Source organism: Corallococcus llansteffanensis (genome assembly GCF_003612055.1).
Classification (GTDB): Bacteria; Myxococcota; Myxococcia; order Myxococcales; family Myxococcaceae; genus Corallococcus; species Corallococcus llansteffanensis.
In genome coordinates, this window is the sequence record NZ_RAWB01000084.1 from 1 (window position 1) to 22,851 (window position 22,851).

Below are 22,851 nucleotides of genomic sequence, written 5' to 3' on the forward strand. Positions count from 1 at the left end.
CCCCGGCTGTCCATCCTTCGTCGGCAGCGGCGCGATGCCCACCTTGCCCCGGATGGGCGAACCCTCCGCCTGCGCCTCGCGCCACGCATAGGGCCAGTTGCGCATGAACACCGCCCGGCCCTCCTGGAACACGCGCCGCGCCTCCTCCTCGCCGAAGCCCGTCACCGTCGGCGGAGACAGCCCGTCCGCGATCAGCCCGTGCAGGTACGCCAGCGCCTCGCGCGCGGCCTCCGTCTCCAGCAGCACGCGCCCGTCAGCGCCCAGGGACTTTCCACCATGGCCCCACAGCGCCTCGTACACGTTGCACGTCAGGCCCTCGTACTGCCGGCCCTGCCACACATAGCCCTGGATGCCGGGCGCCTTCGCCATCGCGTCGCGGGTGAAGCGGCGCAGCTCCTCGTAGGTGCGCGGCGCGCGCGGCACCAGGTCCGTGCGGTAGTAGAGGACGCCCACGTCCACGAACCAGGGCACCGCGTAGGTGCGGCCGTCCACCACGACGGAGTCCACCGGGCCGGGGAGGAACTCCTCGCGCAGCTTCGCCGGAGGGAAGTGCTCGGACAGGTCCGCCACCCACCCCGCGCGAGCGAACTCCGGCACCCACACGACGTCCGCCACCAGCACGTCGAAGTCCGTGGCCCCGCCCTGCAACGACGTGAGGAAGAACTGGTGCGCCAGGTCCGACGAGTTCGGCAGCGCCTCCGTCACGAGCTCCACGTCCGGGTTGTCACGCTCGTACCGGGCCAGCAGCTCCCGGAACGGCTTCGGATCACCCCACAGCGGCTGGAACTTGAAGACGATGCGCGTGCGCCCTGGCGTCCCCTGCTCCTCCGACGAACGGCGGCAGCCCCCCAAGGCCCCCAGTGCGAGGCCCAGCACGACGAGCAGAACGAGGAGGCGGCCCATGCGCCTGGATGAGTCCAGCGCGGGGACCCACCGTCAACGCAAGCCCCGCGCCCGGGTCATCCAGCAGACATGCCCGCGGCAGGAAGCGGCCCCGGGGCGAACAGCCGCCGCGCCGTGGCGCCCACCGCGCGGCACGCGAGCGCATCCACCGCGCCGCCCACCAGCCCCCCGGCGAGGGGCACCACCTTCGACAGGTTCACGACGCCCTTCTGTCCCGCCTTGCTGACCAGCCGGAAGCCCACCGCGCGGTTGATGCCGCTGAGCGCGTGCTTCGGCACCGCCTCCAGCGCGCGCATGCCCAACTGGTGCCCCACTTCGATGCCGGCCTGCTTCACCACTTCCTTGCCGATGTCGCCCACGATGGCCAGCAGCGTGAGCGTGCGCACGCGGTCCTCCTCCACGTCGTGTCCGTGGATGCGAGCGATGGCGCCCACCAGTCGCGCCTGCACCGCCCACGACACGCCCAGCCCCGCAGGCAGCGCCACCGGCAGCGTGAGCAGCCCGCCCAGCCCGGACAGGAAGCCCGTGGTGAACAGCTTCCCCGTCTCCCAGTGGATGAGCGAATCGATGCGCGCCTCGTGGTCCGCGTACCGGGCATCCCGCAGGTACTCGTCCGCCAGCCCCGTCGCGCTGCACAGCGGGCCCAGGCCCTCGAAGCCCGCATCCAGGACGGCGTTCACGACTTCCAGCGGCTTCGACATGCGTCCATCCTCCACCACGTTGGAACCTACGCCGCGGCCGGCGGCAGCTCGCTTCCGGTCACGCGCGGCAGGCGCACGGTGAACACCGTCCCCTCCGCCTCGGAGGACTGCGCGTCCACCGTCCCGCCATGCGCCAGCACCAGCTGCCGCACGATGTACAACCCCAGCCCGATGCTGCGCTCCGAGCGGCCCACCGTCGTGCCGCGCTGGAGCGGCTCGAAGATTCGCGGCAGCAGGTCCGGGTGGATGGGCGCGCCGCCGTTGTGCACGCGCACCACCAGGGCCGTGGACTCACCCCGGCTCTCCACCCGCACGGGCGTGTCCTCCGGGCTGTACTTCAGCGCGTTGCCCAGGATGTTGGACAGCACCTGCGCCATCCGGTCCGAATCCCACGACCCCTGCCCGTCCCCCGCCTGCTCCAACAGGAGCGTGCGCTCCGGGTGCGCCGTGCGCGCCTCCTCCACCACCTGCAACATCAGCGCGTGGAAGTCGCACGGCGCCGCCTGCACGGGGATGCCGCCGCCCATGCGCGCCTGGGTGAAGTCCAACAGGTCGCGGATCATCCGCGTCGCCCGCTCCGCCGCGGACAGGATGCGCGCGGCCGCCTTCGCGTTCCAGGGCTGGATGTCGTCGCGCCGCAACATCAGCGACGCGCCCGTGAGGATGGCGCCCAGGGGGTTGCGCAGGTCGTGGCTCACGATGCCAATGAGCTGCTGCTCGAACTCCACCCGCCGCTGGGCCTCGTGCACCAGCTGCTGCTTCTCCTCCTCCGCGCGCTTGCGCTCGGTGATGTCGCGCATGGCGCCCACGATGCGCCGCACCTTGCCGCTCGCGCCGCGCACGATGTAGCCCTGCGCCGCCACGTAGGCATCGGCCGCGTCCTTGCGCAGCACCCGGTACTCGTCCTGCCACCGGTCCTCATCCGAGTCGAACGCCCGCTGCAGGCCGGCCATCACCCGCTCGCGGTCATCCACGTGGATGTGCCGCCGCCACCACGACGCGTCCACGCCCACCTCTTCCAGCCGGAAGCCGAAGACCTCCTCCGTCGCGTCGCCAATCCAGTGCATCGCGTCCGTCTGCAGGTCCCAGTCCCAGATGGCGTCGAAGCTCGCGTGCGCCAACAACTGGTAGCGCTCCTCGGAGCGGCGCAGCGCCTCCTCCGTGCGCTTGCGCAGGCGCACGCCCTCCGCCTCGCGCAGCGCCCGCCGCACGCTGGGGCCCAGCCGCTCCAGCCGGTCCTTGAGCACGTAGTCGGTGGCGCCGCGCTTGAGCAATTCAATGGCGCGGTCCTCGCCCAGCGCCCCCGACACGAAGAGGAAGGGCGTCTCCGGACACGTCGTCTGCGCCACGTCCAGCGCGCTCAGCCCGTCGAAGCCCGGCACGTTGTAGTCCGACAGGATGAGGTCGAACTTCCCCTTCGCCAGCGCGGAGGTGAAGGCCGTCCGGCCCGCCACGCACTCCAGCGTCGCGGGCAGGCCGCCCTCGTCCAGCTGCGCGGCCACCAGCTGCGCGTCCAACGGGCTGTCCTCCAGGAGCAGGATGGACAGCGGCCTTCCGGCGGCGGAGGCCGGGCTCAACTCCAGCGCGGCATTGCCGCGTGTGCTCACTTGGAGGCTCCCGGCGGGGGCGACGCGCCCGGCGGCGGCTGGTTCACCACCGCCCAGAACAGCCCCAGCTCCCGCAGCGCGGACACGAAGTCCGGGAACGCCACCGGCTTCACCACGTAGGCGTTCACGCCCAGCCCGTAGCTTCGCGCCAGGTCCTGCTCCTCGCGCGACGAGGTGAGCATCACCACCGGCACGGCCTTCAGCTCCGGCGCGCCCTTCACCTTCTCCAGCACCTCCAGCCCGTCCACCTTCGGCAGCTTCAGGTCCAGCAGCACCACGGCCGGGTTGCCGTCCTTGCGGTTCGCGTACTCACCCTTGCGGAAGAGGTAGTCCAGCGCCTGCTGTCCGTCGCGCACCACCACCACCTCGTTGGCCAGGTGCACCTCCTCCAGCGCCGCCAGCGTGAGCGCCACGTCGTTGGCGCTGTCTTCGACCAGGAGGATCCTCTTGAGCTCAAGCACGCGTGCGCTCTTCTTCCTTCTTCTCCAGCGGAGAAGTCCGGGGCAGGGTGAAGGTGAAGGTCGCGCCCTGCCCCACGGCGCCCTCCGCCCAGGTGCGTCCACCATGGCGCGACACGATGCGCCGCACGTTCGCGAGTCCGATGCCGGTGCCCTCGAACTCCTCGACCGTGTGCAGCCGCTGGAAGACGCCAAACAACTTGTCCACATACTGCATCTCGAAGCCCACGCCGTTGTCGCGCACCCACACCACCACCTCCCCTGCCTCCTCGCGCGTGCCCACCTCGATGAAGGCCTCCGGCTTCGGCCGCGTGTACTTCAGTGCATTGGCCAGCAGGTTGTGGATCACCTGCCGCAGCAAGGCAGGGTCTCCCTCCACGGTCGGCAGCTCGCCGACCCGCCACTCGACCTGTCGCCCGTTCAGCTCCGGCAGCAGATCCTTGCGCGCCTCCGCCACCAGCTGGCCCAGGTCCACCCGCGACTGCCGCAGCTCCGCCCGGCCCATGCGGCTGAACGCGAGCAGGTCGTCCACCAGCGTGCCGCCCTGCTTCGCCGCGCCCGCGATGGTGGTGAGGTAGCCCCGCGCCACGTCGTCCAGCTTCGCCGCCGCGCGCCGCTCCAACAACTGCGCGAACCCGGTGATGTGGCGCAGGGGCGCGCGCAGGTCGTGCGACACGGAGTAGCTGAAGGACTCCAGCTCCTTGTTCGCCTCCTGGAGCTGGGCGGTGCGCTCGCGCACGCGCTTCTCCAGGCCCGTGTTGAGGTGGCGGATCTCCTCCTCCGCCTGCTTCAGGCTCTCCAGCGTCCTGCGCTCGTCGTCGATGTCCGTGTGCGTGCCGAACCAGCGCGCGATGCGCCCCTCCGCGTCGCGCACCGGCATCGCGCGCGACAGGAACCAGCGGAAGCTGCCGTCCGCGCGGCGCAGGCGGAACTGGTCCTCCCACGGCACGCCCTCGCGCAACGCCTCGTTGAAGCGGGCCTGCACGCGCTCGCTGTCCTCGGGCTCGACGAGCGCGCTCCAGTCCTGGTCCTTCCCGGGGTCGGCCGTCGTACCGGTGTAGTCGAACCAGCGCTGGTTGAACCAGGAGCGGCGGCCGTCCGGCTCCGCCATCCAGGCGAGCTGGGGGATGGAGTCCGCGAGCGTGCGGAACTGCTGCTCACGCTCCTTCAGCTCCAGCGCCAGCGCCTCGATGCGCTTGCGCGCGAGCACCTGCTCGGTGACCTCCCACGACACGGACACGATGCCGTCCACGCGCCCCTTGGCGTCGAGCAGCGGCTGGAAGGTGAGGTTGAAGTAGCCCTCGGGCGCCTCCTGGCCCTCGTCGCGGCGCAGGCGCATGGGCACCTCGCGGCCCTGGTAGGTCTCCCCGGTGCGGTAGACGGTTTCGATCTGTTCGATCTGCCCCTGCCCATCCAGCTCCGGCAGGGCCTGGCGCAACGGCAGGCCCACCAGGGGCCGCGAACCGGTGAGCTTCAGGCGCAGGTCGTTGGCCATCTCGAAGACGAGCTCCGGGCCGCGCAGCACGGTGATGGCCGCGGGCAGCTGCTTGAGCACGGCGAAGAGGTTGCGCCGCTCGGCCTGGACCTTCTCGTAGAGGCGGGCATTCTCCAGCGCCACGCTGGCCATCTGCGCCAGCTGCACGGCGATGGTCTCGTCCTCCGCGTCGAAGTCGCCCTCCACCTTGTCGGACAGCTGCATGAGCCCCAGGTTGCGGCCGTCGTGCCCCACCATGGGCACCGCGAGGAAGCCCTTCAGCGGCAGCGCCGCGCCCTCGGGGGGAGCGGCCGCGTCCTTCCACGCCGGGTGCGCGAGCAGCTCCTCGCGCGTCAGGCGCAGCGGCCGGTTCTCCTGGCACACCTGGGCGAAGAGGCCCCGCTCGTCCAGCGTCGCGCCCGGCGCGAGCAGGGCATGGTCCGTCACCGACATCGCGGTGAGCGGCTGCGCGGCGTCACGCCACTCCAGCACCTGCACGGCGGACTGGTTCGCGCCAATGAGCTTGCGCGCCTTGAGGGTGACCAGCTCCAGGATGGCCCGCATGCTGCCGGCCGCGTTGAGCGCCAGGCTCGCGCGCGACAGGCCGCGCAGCTGCTCGGTGCGGCGCAGCTCCCCCGCCTGCAACCGGGCCCGCTCCGCGTCGGCGCGCTTGCGCGCGGTGATGTCCTGCACGGTGCCCACGAAGCGCACCGCCCGGCCGTCCTCGAAGTACGTCCGGCCCATGGCGCGCACCCAGCGCTCCACGCCGTCCTTCAGCCCCACGGTGCGGTAGGCGATGTCGTAGTCGCCGGTGCCGGCGGGGTCCCAGCTGCGCGCCACCGCCTGCTCCACGGCCTCGCGATCCTCCGGGTGCAGGCCCTTGAGGAACAGCTCATAGGACGCCGTGGCCTCCGGCGGCAGACCGAAGAGGGCCTTGCAGCGCGCGTCCCAGTCCAGCGCGCCCGTCGCCATGTTCATGTCGAAGGTGCCCAGCGCGGTGGCCGTCAGCGCCAGGCGCAGGCGCTGCTCGCTGTCCTGGAGCGCCGCCTGCTGCAGGCGCAGGTCCTGGGTGAGCATGTCCGTCTTGCGGCGCGCCTGGACCCAGGTGGTGACGTCCACGGCCAGGGCGATGATGCCCGAGGCCCGGTCCGCCTCCACCAGCGGGTGGTAGATGACGTTGAAGAAGGCCTCCTCGCGCTGTCCGCCGCGCTCCAGCTCGATGCGGAACTCCGGGTGGATGAAGGGCTCGCGCGTCTCCACCACGCGCCGCAGGATGGCCATCACCTCCGGCTGGGAGCGCAGCTCCGGGAGCGCCTCCCTCATGGGCTTGCCCAGCGTGACGGTGCGGCCCACCAGCAGCCCGTAGGACGGGTTGGCGAACTCGAAGACGAGCTCCGGCCCGCGCAGGATGGCGATGCCCACCGGCACCTGCATGAAGAACGAGTGCAGCCGCTCGCGGTGCGCGATCTCCAGCGCGGCCCGCTCACGCTCGCGCAGCGCCTCCTCGCGACGCTGCACGGCTTCACGCGCCAGGTGCAGCTCCACGAACATCGTCACCTTGGCCAGCAGGATCTCCGGCCGCAGCGGCTTGCGCAGGTAGTCCACCGCGCCGTGCACGTACGCGGCCAGCCACTCCTTCTCGTCCCCGTCGCCCGCGGTCATCAGCAGCACGGGCGTGCGCTTGTTGCGCTCGCGCTCGCGCATCAGGTTCAGCACGTCCACGCCCGTCATGTCGCCCAGGTTCATGTCCATCAGGACGGCGGCGAAGTCCTCATCCAGCACCCGCCGCAGCGCCTCGCGCCCGGACGCGGCCCGCACCAGGCGCTGTCCCAGCGGCGCGAGGATGGCCTCCAGCGCCAGCAGGTGGCCCGGCGTGTCGTCGACGAGGAGGAGGCTGGCCCGGGGAGGAGACGCGGACAGGGGCGCGGCGGCGAAGGACATGGATGGAGGCTCGGGGACCGGGACCCCCTTCCTTTAGGCTGCTTGCTGGCACACAGGGGAAGGACAGGCCCGGCGCGGCGCGGCCCCGTTGACGGCAGGACAACGCTCCAACCTAACACCTGGGGCCCTCTGCGCTCTCCCCTTCCAGCACGCCCCCACGGGCGCGGGTTGCCGCTGCCTCCCTGTCTGCTTTGGGACGTACCAGGAGGGCGCCCGGTGTATCAGGGCGACGGCAGCCGCCGCAGCGACGTCATCGGGAAGGGCACCCAGAAGGGCGTCGCCACCGCGTCCCCATCCAGGGAAAACCAGGGGCCCGCGTTCGTCGCGAGCACGTGGAAGTCCTGCGCGGGCGTGAAGCCCTGGCCCAGCAGCGCCACGCGCCCGCCCTTCACGTCGGTGGCCACGTCCAGCACCAGCACGGTGTGGCCGGGGCTGCCGCCCAGGACGAAGAAGTCCCCGGGGCGCAGCTGCTCCCGGGTGGGGCGCGCGGCCTCCGCCTGGAGCGACAGCGTGCCCGCGTAGGTGAAGAGCAGGTCCAGGTAGTTGCGGAAGGCGGCCCGCGAGTCGTTCTTCGCCGCGCTGCCCGGCACCCACGTCACCTTCGAACCGGAGACGCGGGCCCGGTCCCCCGCCGCGTACCGGGGCCACGCCGCCAGGTGGCCGCTGGTGAAGCGGTAGGCGATGCGCTCCTGCTGGCCGGCGGCCCAGCGCCACTCGGCATGGAGCCGGAGGATGGAGTCCGCGCACTGCTGGAGGTTGACGGAGCCCACGTCCAGCTCACCCACCGCCGCGAGCCGCGCGTCGTCCGCGGCCAGCACCGTGTCCCCCTGGAAGTCGCGCACGGGCGTGCCCTCGGGGCGCAGGGGCAGGCCGCGCAGCCACGCGCCGAAGGAGCCCGCGTCCACGGGCACCCGCGTGTAGCCCTCCGGAGGTGGGAAGGTCTCCTCCAGGCCGCGCACCCTCGCGCTGGCGGAGAGCCACGGATAGCGCTGCTGTTCGTCGGTCGTGGGGGCGTGGGGCTGGACCGCCGCTCGCCGCGAGCGGGGGGCCGCATCGCAGGCGACGGTGCCCAGCGCGGCCAGCGCGAACAGGGCGCCCGTGAGCCGGCGGCGCAGGGGGTGGAAGGTTCCCATCGCATTCACGGGGCGGGCTCCTGGAGGCGGGGGCCGGGACGAACCCCGGACCGCCCGGTGTGACACCGGTGGACGGCGGTCGGGTCCAGGGGGCACGAGCGAAGTCCTTCGCTGGACGCTCGCCGTCCGGGACAGGTGCGCCCTGGGGAGCGAGCACTAACTTTTGGGGGCCATGCACCGTCGGGCAAGCCTTGTGCTGCTCAATGCACTCTCCCTGTCGCGCCTTCCGCTCGCCGCGGTGTTCATCGCGGTGACGGACCTGCGCTTGCGGGCCTTGCTGGTCGTGGTGGCGGCGGTGACGGACTTCCTGGACGGCTGGATTGCCCGGCACCGGGGACTGGCCACGCGCCTGGGGGCCCTTATCGACCCGGTGGCGGACCGCGCCTTCATGGTCACGGCCTTCATCGTGTGCCTGTTGGACGGGCTCATCGGTCCTTTGGAGCTGCTGCTGCTGCTCCTGCGGGACATCGGCACGGCCATTGGCTTCATTGTCGCCAGGCTGCGGCCGGACATGCGCTCCATCGAGCTCAAGGCGCGGATGCTGGGCAAGGTGGTCACCACGCTGCAGCTCGTGGTGCTGTTGTGCGTGCTGCTCTACGCCCCGTTGGTGCGTCCGCTCGTGGCGCTCGCCGCCCTGTTGTCGCTCGCGTCGGTGGTGGACTACACGCGCGCGGTGTGGAGCAAGCGTCAGCAGTTGCCGCCCTCCCGGCCGGTCACCCGGATCCCCCATGGGCCGACCAGCGCGCCCATGAACTCCGCGCGGAAGTAACGCGCCACGGGCCTACGCGGGCGGCGCGTGTGAATCCTGATCGAGCACGTGGGGGAGCCGCGCGCGTTCGCGCTCCATCGCGGCCCGCTCGCCCGCGGACATGGCGTCCCAGACTTCGTCCATGGTGTCGAGGAGCGCATCGACCTCCGGCGAGTCACCGCCTGGAGCGCGAGCGCGGACGAGGGTCAACTTGTGCAGCAGGGTGCGGTATCGGTCGAAGACCGTCATGGTGGAAACCTCCGTCCTCCAGACGCGTGCGGCGGCGTGTGGCTGACGGGCGGGACTCACCGCAGCCCAGCGGCGCGACGGGCCTTGGCGCCCGTCAGCACGGCGATCTCCCGCGTGTGGCTCTTGCCCACGAGGTTGACCACGGCGCGCACCTTTTCGCCCTCCTTGAGCTGCGTGACACTGATGGCTTTACCGTCGCGCAGGACGCGCGTGCCAGCGCCGATCTCCAGCGGCAGGTGCGTACCTTTGTCGCTGATGACGACCTCTTTCGAGGACACCGAATACACCATGCCCGTGTAGATGGCATCCACCACGGCGATGCCCCCGCCCCGTGCCGAAGGAGCCGAGCCCGAAGCACCCGTGCCCGTGCCACCACCGGTGCCCGGGTTCGCATTCGCGCCCGGGTTGCCCGTGGAACCCGTACCGGTGTTCCCCGTGCCGCCCGTGCCCGTGTTGCCGGTGCCCTGACTCGGATTGGCACCCGTGTCACCCGTGCCCGTGTTGCCGGTGCCGCCGGTGCCCGGGTTCGCATCCGCACCCGTGTTACCAGTGCCACCCGTGTTCATGTTGGCGCCGGTGTCACCCGCGCCGGTGTTGCCCTGAGCCGTATTGGCACCCGTGTAACCCGTGCCCGTGTTGCCGGTGCCACCGGTGCCCTGACTCGGATCCGCACCCGTGGCGCCGGCACCCGTGTTGCCCTGGGTCGCATTGGCACCCGTGTCGCCAGTACCCGTGTTGCCCGTGCCGCCGGTGCCCTGGCCCGGATCCGCACCCGTGTCGCCAGCACCCGTGTTGCCCGCGCCACCAGTGCCCTGGCCCGGATCCGCACCCGTGGCGCCAGCACCCGTGTTGCCCGCGCCACCAGTGCCCTGGCTCGGATCCGCACCGGTGGCGCCGGTACCCGTGTTGCCCTGAATCGCATTGGCACCCGTGTCACCCGTGCCCGTGTTGCCCGCGCCGCCGGTGCCCTGGCTCGGATCCACACCCGTGGCGCCGGTCCCTGTGTTGCCCTGAGTCGCATCGGCACCCGTGTCCCCGGTCCCCGTGTTGCCCGTGCTGCCCGTGCTGCCCGTGCCCTGTCTCGCATTGGCACCCGTGCCACCCGTGTTCATGTCGGCGCCGCTGTTCCCCGCGCCACCGGTCGCCGGGGGCGGAGTCGTAGCGGAGGGGTTCGGGCTTTCCCCCGTCCCCACGGAGCCCGTGCCACCGGTGTTCGGATCCGTGCCCGTCGGACTCGCGCTGGCAGGCGCCTGCTGGGCCGCCGTCCCCGAGCCCCCCGTTCCCGCGTTTGTCGCGGGCTGCGAGGTGGAAGGAGGCGTGCCGGCCGTCTCGGACGGCGCTTCATCCTCCCTGCCGACCTGCGCCAGCACGGGGCGCGCCCCCGCGCCCACCAGCAGGCAGGCCACGCCCGCGATCCCCAAGCCCCTCAAGGTGTCTCGCTTCATGCGTGGCGCTCCTCCCATGAGGGAAGGTGCACGCTCACGCACCGGGAACCACCGGCCCGGCAACCCTGCGCCCGCTCGCACGCCACCCCTGCCACCACGGCCTGGAGCCCTGGGAGGAACGACCCCGCCCCCGGAAATGGAACGCCCCCGGTCCCACTGAAGGAGCCCGGGGGCGCGACACCACGCGAAGGGGTCCGCTGCTACGGCAGCGGGAGCGGCCCGCCACCCGCGGGCAGCGAGCGCGCCAGCTCCACGGCCTTGGCCGCCTGCACGAGCCCGTGACCGTACTTCTCGTCGAACCCCGGCGTCGTCTTGTCGTCCAGCGCCGTCTTCTCCAGCACGGCGCGGATGTGCCCGGCGCTGAGGTCCGGCCGCGCGCTCATCACCAGGGCCGCCACACCGGACACGTGCGGGGTGGACATGGAGGTTCCCGACTCGCGCTGGTAGTCCAAGGCGTTGGTGTTCACCGTGACGTCCTGCCCCACCCTCTCCTTGAGGGCCGCCCCGGACACCAGCGACACGGACACCGTGGGCACCCAGTGCGCATTGGCGGCGCCCAGCGTGAAGGTGCCCTCGCCATCCGTCGCATCGTTGTTGCCGATGATGATCGCGCGCGCGCCGGCTTCGATGACGTTGCGAGCCTTCTCCTCGAAGAAGATGTCACCCCGGTCCACGTACGCGACGAAGCCCTCGCACGTGGCCGCCGGACCGCAGGACGCCCGGTCCGTGCCCAGGCCGCAGTCCACCAGCCGGCCCGTGTAGGAGCCATGCGCGGTGTACGAGAGCGGCGAGGACGCGAACGGCGTCGAGCCCGCCTCCACCCCGGACAGCGACGCGGCGCCCAGCAGCGTGGCGCTCAGCACGTCCACACCCGGACCCACGAGGGAGAGCTCCTGGCCGAACTGCGAGAAGCTCGCGTAGTCGCCCGCCAGGTCCACCGCGCCCACCGCGATCACGGCCGGGTTGTACGCGGCCGGATAGGAAATGCCCCGCTTGCCGTCACCGGCACTGTTGCCGCTGGCGGCCACGGACAGCATGCCGTTGCCGTTGTCATACACCTTCTCGAACGCGAGCTGCTCCTTCTCGGAGGTGTCCGGAGCGCCCAGCGACAGCGAGGCGATCCGCGCCCCTTCCGCGCGGCACCACTCCACCGCCGCGATGACGTCGTCGGTGCTGCCGCCGCCCTTCACGTCCAGCACGCGCGCGACGAGCAGCGACGCGCCGGGCGCCACACCCACCACGCCGTTCGGATCATTGCCGGGCGCCACGCGTCCGCCCGAACCCGCGCCGAACTGCGCCAGGATGGTCGCCGACACGTGCGTGCCGTGGCCGCCGCCCACCGTCAAGACGCCCTGCTTCTCGGTCTCGTCGGACGGGTCGCTGTCTTCGTCGACGAAGTCCCGGCCCTTCACGAACGCCGCCTTCAGCTCCGGGTGCTTGCTGTCCCAGCCGCTGTCGATGACGCACACCTTCACGCCCTCGCCCGTGGGAGCGCCGGTGTCGAGGACACCGTCGTTGTTCGCGTCCCACACCTGCGGGGCCTGCACCATCTTCAGCCCTTCCGTGTACTCGCCCACGGAGCCCTGCGTGCTGAACACGCCCTGCCACGACACCACCGGAGGCGGCGTCGGCAGCCCCATCGCGTGCACGCGGCGGTTGGGCTCCACGGAGAGCACGTCCGGGTTCTTCTGGAGCGCCGCCAGGGCCTCGGGCGACAGCCGCGCGGACACCATGTTCAGGCCCGGGAAGCGCCGCTTCACCGTGCCGCCCTCGCGCTCCACGGCCGCCGCGAAGTCCGCCGTGGCGGCCACCGCGCTGGCGGACACCTTCGGCTTGAAGGTGATGAGCACGCCGTCCGGGGCCTCCGCCGCCGTCAGGGAGGAGGACGTCTGCCCGGGGAGCCGTAGGTCCGTGGTGCCGGGACATGCCTGGGGCAGGACATCAATGGGGTCAGGGTCCTTGCCACCGCAAGCCACCAGACCGGACAACCCGAGCCCAAGCCAAAGCCAACGCTTCATGGGGTGAATCTCCTTCGTGCCCGGCCAGCATGAGGTACCGCGCCGCGACCCGACGCCCTCCAAAATGGCGGCCGGGAGGAACGGACCGGCCCTGCTTCCCGTTCCCGAAAACAATTTAAGCATGGACGCAGGTCGACTGCTCGGGCGGCTGTCATGCGAGTCAACGTGCACAGTCCAACGCCCGGGGCTCTCGACCTGGCGCGTCGGGGGCTCAGGCGTCCGCGGGGTCCACGCCGAAGATGCGCTGGGCATCCACGTCGTAGGCCTCCAGCTGGCGCGCGGTCTCCGCCGCGTCCCAGCCCAGGCGCGGCGCCATCACGGCGGCGGCCCGCACGGCGGCGGCCCGGCCCTGGTCGCGCGTCTCGAACGCCACCTTGAGCCGGCGGATGAGCAGGTCGGCCAGGGTCTGGACCATCTCGTGGGACACGCCCCACGCCGCCTCGGCGCTGCGGTAGGGCAGCCCGTCCACGAGCGGCTCGGCCAGCGCCGGCGTCTCGCGCGTGAGCGCCCACACCGCGCGCCAGCGGCTGCCGTACGCGCGCACCAGGTGGTCACCCGTGGCCGCGTCGCCCACCTCCTGGCGGGCCGCCGCGAGCTCCGCGTCCATCCGGGCGATGTCGCCTCCCGGCAGGGGGCGCGCGTCGGTGGTGGACTTGCGGTGCGGCAGCGCGAGGTGGCGCTCCACCGCGTTGACCACGTCGCGGGCCATGACGCGGAAGGTGGTGAGCTTGCCGCCGCTGATGGCCAGCACCCCGGACGGGCTCACGTCGATGGCGTGCTCGCGGCTGGCGCTGCCCGCGTCGGTGTTCCCGTGGTAGCCGCTCGCGGCCAGCGGCCGGATGCCGGCCCAGGCGCTGACCAGGTCGTCGCGGGTGAGGTGCGCGTCGGGGAAGAAGGCGTTGGCGGAGGTGAGCAGGTAGGCCACGTCCGCCTCGCTCGCGCGCACCTCGGCCGGGTGGGCGCGCGTGGCCGTCTCGGTGGTGCCGATGATGGTGAACGCGTCCGCGGGCAGGATGAACATCACGCGGCCATCCACGGGGGACAGCAGCGTGAGCGCGTCCTGGATGCCCAGGCGCGTTCGGGGCACGGCGATGTGCACGCCCTTGCTGCCGCGCACCATGGGGCCGGTGCGGGTCGTCCCCGAATCGAGCTGGCGGATCTCATCGCTCCACGGCCCGGTGGCGTTGACGACGGCGCGAGCCCGCACGGTGAGCTCCGCGCCCGTCAGGTGATCCACCACGCGCGCGCCCGTGGCCTTGCCGTCCGCGAACACCAGCTGCTTCACCGACGCGTGGTTGAGCACCACCGCGCCCGCATCGCTCGCGCTCAGCGCGTTGGCCAGCGTCAGGCGCGCATCGTCGGTGGCCGCGTCGTAGTAGCGCGCGCCGCCCTTCAGCCCCTCGGAGCGGATGCCCGGCTCTGCCTCCAGCAGCTGCTTCAGCGACAGCCGCTGATAGGCCTTCACGTTGCGGAACAGCGACAGGGCATCGTAGAGCATGAGGCCCGCGTTGAGCTTCCAGCGCGGCACGCGGGCGCCTTCGTACACGGGCCACACGAAGGCCAGCGGGCGCACCAGGTGGGGCGCCAGGTGCAAGAGCCGCCGCCGCTCGATGCTGGACTCGAAGACGAGCCCCAGGTGGCCGTGCTCCAGGTAGCGCAGCCCGCCGTGGATGAGCCGTGAGGAGCGGCTGGACGTCCCGCTGGCGAAGTCCTCGCGCTCCACCAGCGCGACCTTCAACCCGCGCAGCGCCGCGTCCCGGGCCGCGCCCGCGCCGGTGACCCCGCCGCCAATGACGAGCAAGTCGAAGGGCTCGGTCCCCAGCGCGCGCAGGCGCTCGGCGCGGGAAGGCGGCGGCGCGGGCATCTCACCCGTGGAGGACGGCAGCGAACGGAGCACGGCGGATTCGGAACGCACGTCCAGAGTCTATGACGGGAACTCTTCCGCCGCAGCGGATTCCAATGCAATGCGTCAAGCGGTCCACGGGCAAGGGGTCGGGGAGGCTCGGTGAGTGTCGGACAGCGCTCGGGAGGGCGCGCTTGCGTGTCGGGAGGCTGACGGCTAGGCAGGCGGGCGTCATCCTCCCTCGCAGTCCTGGACGCCATTCGCGAACGAACCACCGTGTGGGACCCCCGAGACCGACGCGACCTGGCCTGCCTGGGACTGATGGTCCTGGTGTACGGGCTCGCGGTCGCCCCCGTGCTGCACGCGGTGGTGGGCCACGGCGGCGGGCTGGAGGGGCATGCCCACGGGCACGGCCACGGGCCGGGAGGCCACGTCCACCGCACCGGGAGCCCGGCGGAGCAGGAGCGGTTCGCCCCGGGTGAAGCCCCTGAAGCTCCAGACGGGGCCGACGGCGACGGACAGCACGGACATGGCCACCAGCACCTGACGGGCTCGGTGGAGCACCTGCTGGCGGTGGCGGCGAGCTGGACGGTGTTCCTGCCGCCCGCCTCACGGTGGATGTCGTGGTCGGTGGAGCAGGCGCGAGCACCGGAGTGGCGGCCGGGTCAGCGGTGGCGGTCCCCGGCGATGCCGCAGGGCCCGTAGAAAAACCAGAGCCCTTCGCACTTCCGTAAGGACCCATCGCGAGCATGAGACCCGTCTGGCCACCAGGGCCCGGCGTGGGCCGTGAGCGCATGTCGTCCCGGACAGTCCGTTCCTGTGTCCCTGACGTGCGCCGAGTCGCGCGCCGGGGACGTGTCGTCATTCCCTCGTGCCGCTGTCTCCCGTGATCATGTTGCTCTTCGCGCTCGCCACGCTATCGACGTGCCTTCAAGCAGTGCCGAGCACCGTGCCCTACGCGGTGACAGCAGTGACGTCGTCACAGCTGCCATCGGAGTTGCATCAGGACGCAGGCCCGGCCCCGGAACCGCGGCCCACCGAGCCACCCACTCCCGCCCCTGAAGCCGTCAGCGAACCCGCGCCCTCCGAGCCTCCAGCCCAAGAAGCCCCCCTCCCCGAGGAAGGCCCGAAGCAGCGGGCCACGGTGGTGCGGGGGACGCGTCCGGCGCGGAGCGCCTCGGAGGTGACCATCGGCCGGGACATCCTCGACACAGCACCGCGAAGGAACGCGGTGGACGTGCTCCGGGTGGTGCCGGGCCTCGTGGCCTCGCAGCACAGCGGCGAAGGAAAGGCGCAGCAGCTCTTCCTCCGGGGCTTCGATGCGCTGCACGGCCAGGACGTGGAACTGAACGTCGGAGGCCTGCCCGTCAACGAGGTGAGCCACATCCACGCGCTCGGCTACGCGGACACCAACTTCGTCATCCCGGAGCTCGTCCAGTCGCTGGAGGTGACGGAGGGTTCCTACCGCGCGTTCCAGGGGGACTTCGCGGTCGCGGGAACCGTGCGGATGGAGCTGGGCGCGCGAGAGCAGGGCGTGGAGTTCGCGGGAACCCTGGGCCAGTTCGGCCAGCGCCGGCTCGTCGTGACGGTGCGCCCCGGCGAGGACCCCGGCACCTTCGCCGCGGCGGAAATCGGCGAGTCCAACGGCTTCGGTCCACAGCGAGGCCACGGCCGGGCCTCCCTCCTCGCGCAGGCAAACGTCGACCTCGGCCACGGTCTGAGGGCGCGAGTCCTCGCCGGCAGCTACGTCACCCGCTTCGACTCGCCCGGCGTCGTGCGCGAGGACGACCTGGAAGCAGGCCGGCGCACGTTCTACTCCGGCTCCTTCCCCCGTCAGGGCGGCACGGTATCCCGGCATCAGCTCCTGCTCGGCGTGGAGCTGCCCCGCGAGGGCACGGCGCGCACGCGGCTGGAGGCATTTGGAATCCTGTCGGACCTCCGGCTGCGCAACAACTTCACCGGCTACCGCGTGGACGACCGGGGCGACGGGCTCGAGCAGACGAACGGAGGCTCCACGCTGGGCCTGCGCGCCGAGCACCGCCGGCAGGTCTCCCTCCTCGGCCAACCCGTCTCGTTGGAGCTGGGGCTCGGAGGAAGGCGCGACGGAATCCAGCAGACGCAACGCCGTTACCGGGAGACGGACGGCACCTTCTTCGCGGACGAAGTGGACGCGGACCTCACCCAGACGGATGTCTGGGGTTACGCCGAGGCCCGCCTCCCCCTGGGCCGCTGGGCCTTCCGCCTGGGAGGCCGCGCCGACGCGCTGGGCGTGGAGGTCTTCGACGCGCTCGCCTTCCGCGACCCGCGCTTCTACGACGGCCAGGGCTACTCGCGCAGCGCTTTCGGGGTGCACTGGGGCGCGAAGGCCGGCGTGGAGTACTCGCTCACGGACACCTGGGCCCTCTTCGCCAGCTACGGCGACGGCTTCCGCTCCCCGCAGGCCCGAAGCCTGTCGGAAGGAGAGCGGGCCCCCTTCGTCGACGTGCACGGCGTGGAGCTGGGCACCCGGAGCGAGGGCGAGCGGCTGTCCTTCCAGGCCAGCCTCTTCGGCTCGCAGGTGGCGGACGACTTCTTCTTCGACCACACCGTGGGCACCACCGTGTTCACGGGCGAGACGCTGCGCACGGGCCTCTCCGCGGCGCTGCAGACGCGCCCCCTCCCGGGCCTTACGGCCGCGCTGAGCGCCACGGTGGCGAACGCGACGGTGACAAAGACAGACGCGCGGCTGCCCTACTTCGCGCCGCTGGTCGCGCGAGCGGACCTCGGCTGGGAGCGACCGCTGTCGGGCCTGGACGCCGTGCTGTCGCTGGGCACGGGCCTCACGCTCATCGGCCCCCGTCCGCTGCCCTATGACGAGTTCAGCCACACGGTGTTCCTCGCGGACGCCCAGGTGGCGCTGCGCAGGGGCGCGTTCGCGCTGCGGCTCGACGTGATGAACCTGCTGAACACGCGCTGGCGCGACGGCGAGTTCGTCTACAGCTCGCGCTTCGACCCATCCACGCCGCCGAGCCTCGTGCCGGCGCGACACTTCACCGCGGGGTCGCCTCGGACGGCCGCGCTCACCCTGGAGGTCCACCTGTGATGTCCCATTCCCCTGCCCTGCTGAGCACGCTCGCGGCGGCCGCGACCCTGATGAGCCTGGGCTGCGGCGACGGCGCCAGGACGGAGGCGGAGCGGCGCACGTTCGGCGTCGCGATGACCGCCACACCGCCCACGGGCCCCAACGAGCACGGCTGGACCGTGACCCCGGAAGCAGCCCAGGTCTCGGTGGGCGCGGTGCGCTTCTTCGAGGGCCGCGTGCTGCTCTCCCGAGCCCCCCGCTTCGACTGGTACTCGCTCATCGGAGGCACCGCCCACGCGCACCCCGGCCACTACGTCCCCGGCGACGCGCTGGGAGAGGTGCTGAACGTCCAGACGGTGGACCTGCTGGCGGGCAGCGACCTGGGCAGCGCGAACGCGGTGACGGGCTCCTACGGGTCGCTGGAGTTGACGCTCGCGACGCCCACGGCGGCCACCGACGCCCAGAACGTGCTGGGCGGTCACCAGGTGCACGTCCGCGGCACGGCCACGAACGCGACAGGAGCCACGGTGCACTTCGACGCGGCGGTGGACCTGCCCAGGGCAGCCATCGAAGGCGTGCGCTTCGAGCGCGAGCTGAAGCAGGAGCCCGGCTCCGTGCGCATCGCGGTGGACCTGGGGAAGTGGTTGAGCCGCATCGACTTCGCCACCGCGTCGCCACCGGACGCGGCGGGCATTTCCACCTTCCCCGCTGACAGCCAGGCGCAGAACGCCCTGGTGCGCGGCGTGGAAGACACCAGCGCCTACGTCGTGACGTGGGTGGAAGGAGCAGCGCAATGAAGCAGTGGCTGATGGGAGTGTCGTTCCTGGGGCTGGTGGCCTGCTCGTCGGGTCAGGGCAACGTGACGTTCACGACGTACGGCGAGGACTTCATCGAGAAGGAGATCCCCGCCACCGCGTTCGCGGACGGCTGGACCGTGCGCTACGACAAGTTCCTCGTGAAACTGGGGGAACTGAAGGTCGCCAACCACGAGGGCGAGACCGCCGCCGAACAGGGGCCCGCGAAGGTCTACGATGTACACCGCCCGGGACCGGTGAACGTCGCGGCCTTCACCGACCTGGCCTCCGAGGAATGGGACGAGGTGAGCTACGCCATCGCACCCGCCACGGACGCCACCGCCGGCAACGCGGCCGGGGAAGACGTGACGCGGATGAACACCCAGGGCTGGTCCGTGTACGTCGAAGGCACCGCGACGAAGGGCACCGTGTCGAAGCGCTTCCGCTGGGGCTTCCCCACCGACACGCTCTACGAGCACTGCGAGAACGAGGACATTGGCAACGGCGTCACGGTCCCCAAGGGCGGCACGGAGACGGTGCAGCTCACCATCCACGGCGACCACCTGTTCTTCGACGACCTCCAGTCCCCCGAAGCGAAGATGCGCTTCGACGCCATCGCCGCCGCGGACAGCGTCGGCGTGGTGGGCCCGGACGGCGAGGTCACCCTCGAGGAGCTGGGCACGGTGGACCTGACGTCGCTGCCCTCGAACCAGTACGGCACGGGAGGCGCGGGCAGCGTGCGCACCCTGCGCGACTTCGTAACGGCGCTCGTGCGCACCGTGGGCCACTACCGTGGCGAAGGCGAGTGCTCGCCGCGCGTTCGCTAGTCGCCAGGGGAAGCAAGAGAGGCCGGCGAACCGGAAGCCGGCCTCTCTTCACCGCGAGCGACGGACGACGCGGGGAGCGCGCTTCAGCGCTTCATCGGGTCGTTGTTACCGCCCGGCATGCCACCGCCGGTCGGCATCGCGGGGGCCGGCGAGTTGGGCCGCTGCGGGTTCATCTGGTTGGCGCGGTTGTCCTGGGCGGCCTTGTGCTCCGGGCGCTCGGGGTTCTTGGTGTTGGAGCGCTGGTCATTGGGGGTGGGGTTCTTGTGCTTGCTCATCTTTCGAAGGCCTCCGTATGTCCCGGCATGCGCGCCAGGACAGGGAGCAGGGTAGGGAGGCCCTCCCTGGAAATGCAGGGACCCGGGGGGCGCGCCGCACTGTCGGACATCGGTCGCTCCGGCCCGCGTTCACCAGCCAGGAGCGCTCGGCACCAGCATTCCTGGATGCGGACAAGAAGGCGGATGCCTACTCCTGACCCGAGGGAGGTACGCGCGTGAAGACGGTGACCTACGAGCGCAGCGGTCGGACCAACACCGGCGCGCAGGCGCTGCGGGTGGAGGGGCTGAAGCACCTGCGCGTCCTCGAGCAGGGCGAATCCGTGGTGGAGCGGGACCTGACCCCGGAGGAGATCCACCGGCTGACCCCGCTGTTGGAGAGGGCTCAGCGAGAACCCGAGCCCGCGACGATTGTCCCCCAGGCCGGAGGTCCCGACGGACTGGCGGTGACCCTGGCCTTCGAGGACGAGGAGACCCCGCGCGTGCGGCTCGCGACGGACTGGCTGCCCGCGAAGGGCGCCGGGGGCGGGTATGATCGCCTGCTCGCGGAGCTGGACGCACTGCTGACCGCGGAGCTCCACGCCCGCGCCCCCCGCCATGCCCATGCCGTCCTGCCGCACCAGCTGCGCCACGACGAATGACGGCGGCGAGTGATGGCGGCCCGGGAGGGCCGGGCGGGTGCCCGCGCTGAAACAAGCCGGAGCGGGAGCGATAAGCGGGGGCAGCAGGGGGGCGACCCCGGGCGGTTGCCCCGGCGGCCCGGTTCTGACAGACACGTAGCATGAAGCGCGTGCAGTTCTCCGTGCACCGCACGGTCGGAGAGGCGCGGATGCTGGCGGGAGCCCTGGAGTCGGCCGGTCTCTCGGTCGATATCCGTGGCGAGTCGCTGGTACCGCTGAGCGGAGAGATCCCCAGCACCGAGGCCTGGGTGGAGCTGTGGCTGTGGCCCCAGGAACTGGAAACCGGCCGACAGGTCCTCTCCGAGCTGCAGGCCAACCAGGAGGCCGCGAACCGTTCGGTGACGTGCCCCCGGTGCAGTGAAGAGATTCCAGCGAACTTCGAGCTCTGCTGGAGTTGCGGGCTGGAGCTTCCCTCGGGCCTGCGCCCCCACCTGCGAGCCGTCTAGGGACCCGCCATGAGCGAGCCGTCGAACATGCCAGGGGAGCGTGGCCACCGGCGTTGGAGCCAGGGCATGCGAGGCGTGCTCTGGGTATCCGCGGTCGCGCTCGCCCTCCACATCATCCCCCTGTTCCTCCCCCGGAACATGCCGGAGCAGGAGCTGGCCATCGCCAAGGCCACGGAAGACGTCGAAAGCCGCCTGCGCTTCCTGGTCCCCCTGAAGACCAACGACAAGGCCACGGCACAGGACCTGCGCACGGCGGCGGAGCTGCTGCGCGAAGGAGCCCCCGCGGAGGCCCACGACCTGGCCCTGGAGGCGGAGCGAAGGGACCCGACGTCCGTGGAAACCCAGCTCCTGCTCGCGCGCATCTGCGACCTGGAGCGGATGGGCCGCTGCGTGGAGCAGTCCCTCAACAAGGCGGGCAAGCTGGCCCCCCACGACGCCCGCGCGGAGCTGCTCCGAGCGGACCTGAGCGAGGAGAAGGGCGACCTCGAAGGCGCCACGCAGGCCCTGTCCCGTGCGCACGACCGGGTCCCCGGCGATCCCCTCGTCGGAGTGCGCTACGGCCGGATGCTCAGCCGGATGGGCAGGCCCGACGAAGCGCTGAAGGTCTTCACCGCGCTGGAGGGCAGGCTGCCCCAGGCAAGGCTCCTGGTGGAGCGAGGTCTGGTGCTCACCCGGGAAGGCCGCAACCGCGAAGCGGTGAAGCTGCTGCAGCAAGCAGTGCAAGTGGACCCGAAGCTCGCGGAAGGCCACTTCCAGCTCGGGCTCGCCTGGTTCCAGTTGGGGAACGAGGACGCCGCCGAGGAGGCCCTGCGCCGAGCGGACCGGCTGGACGTCTCCGACACGCGCCCCCTGGCGACGCTGTGCACCCTCCAGGTGAAGGCAGGGAAGTTCGAGGGGGCGCGACAGACGCGCACGGACCTGGAGCGGCGCTTCCCGCAGCGGATGGATGCCATCCGCGAGCAGTGTCGGCTGCCCTGAGCGTCAGCGTGGCTCCTGCCCTCGAAGTTGTCGCAACATCCGCGCGGCGGCGATGACGGGCGCATCCACGGAGCCATCCGCGCGTTCAGTCCGGACCACCGCCTGGAGGAAGGGGATTGCCTCTTCATCGCGGCCCTGCTGGAAGAGCAGTTCTCCCAGCGCGAACCGGGCCTGGGTGAGGAGGACCAGGTCCTCCGCCGCCACGGCCGCATCGATGGCGTCACTCAGCGCGGACTCCGCGAGCTCGGGCTGCCCTCGCCCGAGCAGGTCACGGGCGCGCTGCAGGTATTCGAGGGTATTCATGGGGCAGGTTCCCCGCGGAGAAGACGGCAATGGAAGACAAGCGCCTGGTCGAGCTGGAAATCCGCTACACGCAGCAGCAGGAGCTGCTTCAGGAGCTGAGCGAGGTGCTCTACCAGCAGGGGCGCGTCATCGACACGCTCCGCGCCGAGCTGGACCGGCTCAAGCTCAAGCTCGAGGCCGAGCCGGGCCTGGTGGACGCCCGCCAGCAGGAGCGCCCACCGCACTACTGAGACACGGTCTTCAGAACTTGTAGCCGAGCCGCAGACCGATGATGGGATTCGGGTCGAGGTAGCCCACCTCGACGCCGATGCTCGCGGCCTTCCCCTGGAGACCGAAGCCGAAGGCCGCGTGGGCCTTGAAGGCATCCCCCTTGAAGAAGATCCACGGCCCCGCCAGGCCCTCGATGTAGACGGTCCGGCCAATGTTCGCGCGCAGGGAGATGTCCAACGGAACGCCAATCACATTGCCGTCCGTGACCAGCACCGCGCCAAAGCGTGCGCCCACGAAGATGGGGCCCGCGACATGGCCTTCAACGCCCAGGGTGAAGTTGAACGCAGCGCTGGTGTCGACCCAGTAGTCCGCGCCCACGCCGAGGCGAACCCCAGCTGCGGCCTCAGAACGAGCAGGGGCGAGCAGGAAACCCAGCGCGAGCAGACCAGCGGCGTAGATTCGAAGCAGATGCATGCGAGAGGCTCCTGTCCAGCAAGAGGGGGAAGAAGCGCCACTCAAGCAAAGCAGACAGGGTCAGGCCAGCCTCAAAGCCATGACGCGCATGTTCGCGCCACGCCGGATCAATCCACGAGGAGGAACGCGCTCGCAGGATCAATCACAGCCACATCCAAAGCCCGCAAAGGCAAAAGCCCCTGGCGCCTTGCGGCACCAGGGGCTTTGCTCAAAAAGAATCCGGCAGCGACCTACTCTCCCACGCGGTTTCCCGCGGAGTACCATCGGCTCTGGAGGGCTTAACTTC

22 protein-coding genes and 1 rRNA gene are annotated in these 22,851 nt (G+C 71.3%); 9 read left to right on the top strand and 14 right to left on the bottom strand.

Annotation, left to right across the window (positions count from 1 at the left end; translation table 11 throughout):
- The 6 genes from D7V93_RS10570 to D7V93_RS10595 form a co-directional block, all read right to left on the bottom strand.
- Positions 1-903 (bottom strand): ABC transporter substrate-binding protein (locus D7V93_RS10570; RefSeq protein WP_147451121.1); only part of this gene is annotated, 903 nt, incomplete at its 3' end.
- A gap of 56 nt (positions 904-959) precedes the next feature.
- The gene (locus tag D7V93_RS10575; RefSeq protein WP_147451122.1) at positions 960-1,604 is read right to left on the bottom strand and encodes an EcsC family protein; all 645 of its coding nucleotides are present in this window, start codon (positions 1,602-1,604) and stop codon (positions 960-962) included.
- Positions 1,605-1,630: 26 nt separating this feature from the next.
- The gene (locus D7V93_RS10580; RefSeq protein ID WP_120643278.1) at positions 1,631-3,211 is read right to left on the bottom strand and encodes a sensor histidine kinase; all 1,581 of its coding nucleotides are present in this window, start codon (positions 3,209-3,211) and stop codon (positions 1,631-1,633) included.
- Positions 3,208-3,672, bottom strand: a complete 465-nt coding sequence (locus tag D7V93_RS10585; protein WP_120643279.1) for a response regulator — start codon at positions 3,670-3,672, stop codon at positions 3,208-3,210. The genes D7V93_RS10580 and D7V93_RS10585 overlap by 4 nt, the downstream gene beginning before the upstream one ends.
- Positions 3,665-7,084 (bottom strand): PAS domain-containing protein, encoded by a 3,420-nt coding sequence (locus D7V93_RS10590; RefSeq protein WP_120643280.1) that lies wholly within the window; start codon positions 7,082-7,084, stop codon positions 3,665-3,667. Before D7V93_RS10590 ends, D7V93_RS10585 begins: the two co-directional genes overlap by 8 nt.
- Positions 7,085-7,305: 221 nt before the next feature.
- Positions 7,306-8,217 carry a DUF4846 domain-containing protein gene (locus D7V93_RS10595; protein ID WP_120643281.1) on the bottom strand — a complete coding sequence of 304 codons (912 nt, stop codon included), beginning with the start codon at positions 8,215-8,217 and terminating at the stop codon, positions 7,306-7,308.
- Positions 8,218-8,389: 172 nt separating this feature from the next.
- On the opposite strand from D7V93_RS10595, the gene D7V93_RS10600 reads away from it, so the two are divergent.
- Positions 8,390-8,986: a CDP-alcohol phosphatidyltransferase family protein gene (locus tag D7V93_RS10600; protein ID WP_120643282.1), complete on the top strand. Its 597-nt coding sequence runs from the start codon at positions 8,390-8,392 to the stop codon at positions 8,984-8,986.
- A 12-nt stretch (positions 8,987-8,998) separates the two neighbouring features.
- Here D7V93_RS10600 and D7V93_RS10605 read toward each other — a convergent pair whose 3' ends face one another.
- The 4 genes from D7V93_RS10605 to glpD form a co-directional block, all read right to left on the bottom strand.
- Entirely contained in the window at positions 8,999-9,214 is a 216-nt protein-coding gene (locus tag D7V93_RS10605) for a hypothetical protein (RefSeq protein WP_120643283.1), read from the bottom strand.
- Between the two features lie 56 nt (positions 9,215-9,270).
- A complete protein-coding gene (locus D7V93_RS44835) occupies positions 9,271-10,659 on the bottom strand; it encodes a hypothetical protein (protein ID WP_158623697.1) in 1,389 nt (462 codons plus the stop codon).
- Positions 10,660-10,859: 200 nt separating this feature from the next.
- Complete coding sequence (locus D7V93_RS10620; RefSeq protein ID WP_120643285.1) at positions 10,860-12,677, bottom strand: S8 family serine peptidase; 1,818 nt, start codon at positions 12,675-12,677, stop codon at positions 10,860-10,862.
- A 211-nt stretch (positions 12,678-12,888) separates the two neighbouring features.
- The gene (gene glpD, locus D7V93_RS10625) at positions 12,889-14,592 is read right to left on the bottom strand and encodes a glycerol-3-phosphate dehydrogenase (protein ID WP_120643286.1); all 1,704 of its coding nucleotides are present in this window, start codon (positions 14,590-14,592) and stop codon (positions 12,889-12,891) included.
- A gap of 204 nt (positions 14,593-14,796) precedes the next feature.
- On the opposite strand from glpD, the gene D7V93_RS44410 reads away from it, so the two are divergent.
- From D7V93_RS44410 to D7V93_RS10645, 4 genes are all read left to right on the top strand, one after another.
- The gene (locus D7V93_RS44410) at positions 14,797-15,225 is read left to right on the top strand and encodes a hypothetical protein (RefSeq protein WP_147451123.1); all 429 of its coding nucleotides are present in this window, start codon (positions 14,797-14,799) and stop codon (positions 15,223-15,225) included.
- A gap of 187 nt (positions 15,226-15,412) precedes the next feature.
- A complete protein-coding gene (locus D7V93_RS10635; protein ID WP_120643297.1) occupies positions 15,413-17,602 on the top strand; it encodes a TonB-dependent receptor in 2,190 nt (729 codons plus the stop codon).
- Complete coding sequence (locus tag D7V93_RS10640; RefSeq protein ID WP_120643288.1) at positions 17,602-18,378, top strand: hypothetical protein; 777 nt, start codon at positions 17,602-17,604, stop codon at positions 18,376-18,378. Before D7V93_RS10635 ends, D7V93_RS10640 begins: the two co-directional genes overlap by 1 nt.
- Positions 18,375-19,202 (top strand): hypothetical protein, encoded by an 828-nt coding sequence (locus D7V93_RS10645; RefSeq protein WP_120643289.1) that lies wholly within the window; start codon positions 18,375-18,377, stop codon positions 19,200-19,202. Before D7V93_RS10640 ends, D7V93_RS10645 begins: the two co-directional genes overlap by 4 nt.
- An 83-nt stretch (positions 19,203-19,285) precedes the next feature.
- Here D7V93_RS10645 and D7V93_RS10650 read toward each other — a convergent pair whose 3' ends face one another.
- A complete protein-coding gene (locus D7V93_RS10650) occupies positions 19,286-19,477 on the bottom strand; it encodes a hypothetical protein (RefSeq protein ID WP_120643290.1) in 192 nt (63 codons plus the stop codon).
- A gap of 215 nt (positions 19,478-19,692) precedes the next feature.
- Between D7V93_RS10650 and D7V93_RS10655 the strand changes: the two genes are divergently transcribed.
- The 3 genes from D7V93_RS10655 (at position 19,693) to D7V93_RS10665 (ending at position 21,578) form a co-directional block, all read left to right on the top strand.
- Positions 19,693-20,115, top strand: a complete 423-nt coding sequence (locus D7V93_RS10655; RefSeq protein ID WP_120643291.1) for a hypothetical protein — start codon at positions 19,693-19,695, stop codon at positions 20,113-20,115.
- Between the two features lie 140 nt (positions 20,116-20,255).
- Complete coding sequence (locus tag D7V93_RS10660) at positions 20,256-20,600, top strand: DUF7577 domain-containing protein (RefSeq protein ID WP_120643292.1); 345 nt, start codon at positions 20,256-20,258, stop codon at positions 20,598-20,600.
- 66 nt (positions 20,601-20,666) lie between these two features.
- The gene (locus D7V93_RS10665) at positions 20,667-21,578 is read left to right on the top strand and encodes a tetratricopeptide repeat protein (RefSeq protein ID WP_120643293.1); all 912 of its coding nucleotides are present in this window, start codon (positions 20,667-20,669) and stop codon (positions 21,576-21,578) included.
- Between the two features lie 3 nt (positions 21,579-21,581).
- Here D7V93_RS10665 and D7V93_RS10670 read toward each other — a convergent pair whose 3' ends face one another.
- On the bottom strand, positions 21,582-21,881 hold the full coding sequence (locus D7V93_RS10670) for a tetratricopeptide repeat protein (protein WP_120643294.1): 300 nt from the start codon (positions 21,879-21,881) through the stop codon (positions 21,582-21,584).
- A gap of 29 nt (positions 21,882-21,910) precedes the next feature.
- Between D7V93_RS10670 and D7V93_RS10675 the strand changes: the two genes are divergently transcribed.
- Positions 21,911-22,111 (top strand): SlyX family protein, encoded by a 201-nt coding sequence (locus tag D7V93_RS10675; protein ID WP_120643295.1) that lies wholly within the window; start codon positions 21,911-21,913, stop codon positions 22,109-22,111.
- A 10-nt stretch (positions 22,112-22,121) separates the two neighbouring features.
- Here the strand turns inward: D7V93_RS10675 and D7V93_RS10680 are convergent, their stop codons facing one another.
- On the bottom strand, positions 22,122-22,565 hold the full coding sequence (locus D7V93_RS10680) for a hypothetical protein (protein WP_208722976.1): 444 nt from the start codon (positions 22,563-22,565) through the stop codon (positions 22,122-22,124).
- Positions 22,566-22,782: 217 nt separating this feature from the next.
- A 5S ribosomal RNA gene (gene rrf, locus D7V93_RS47810) occupies positions 22,783-22,851 on the bottom strand; the annotation flags it as partial.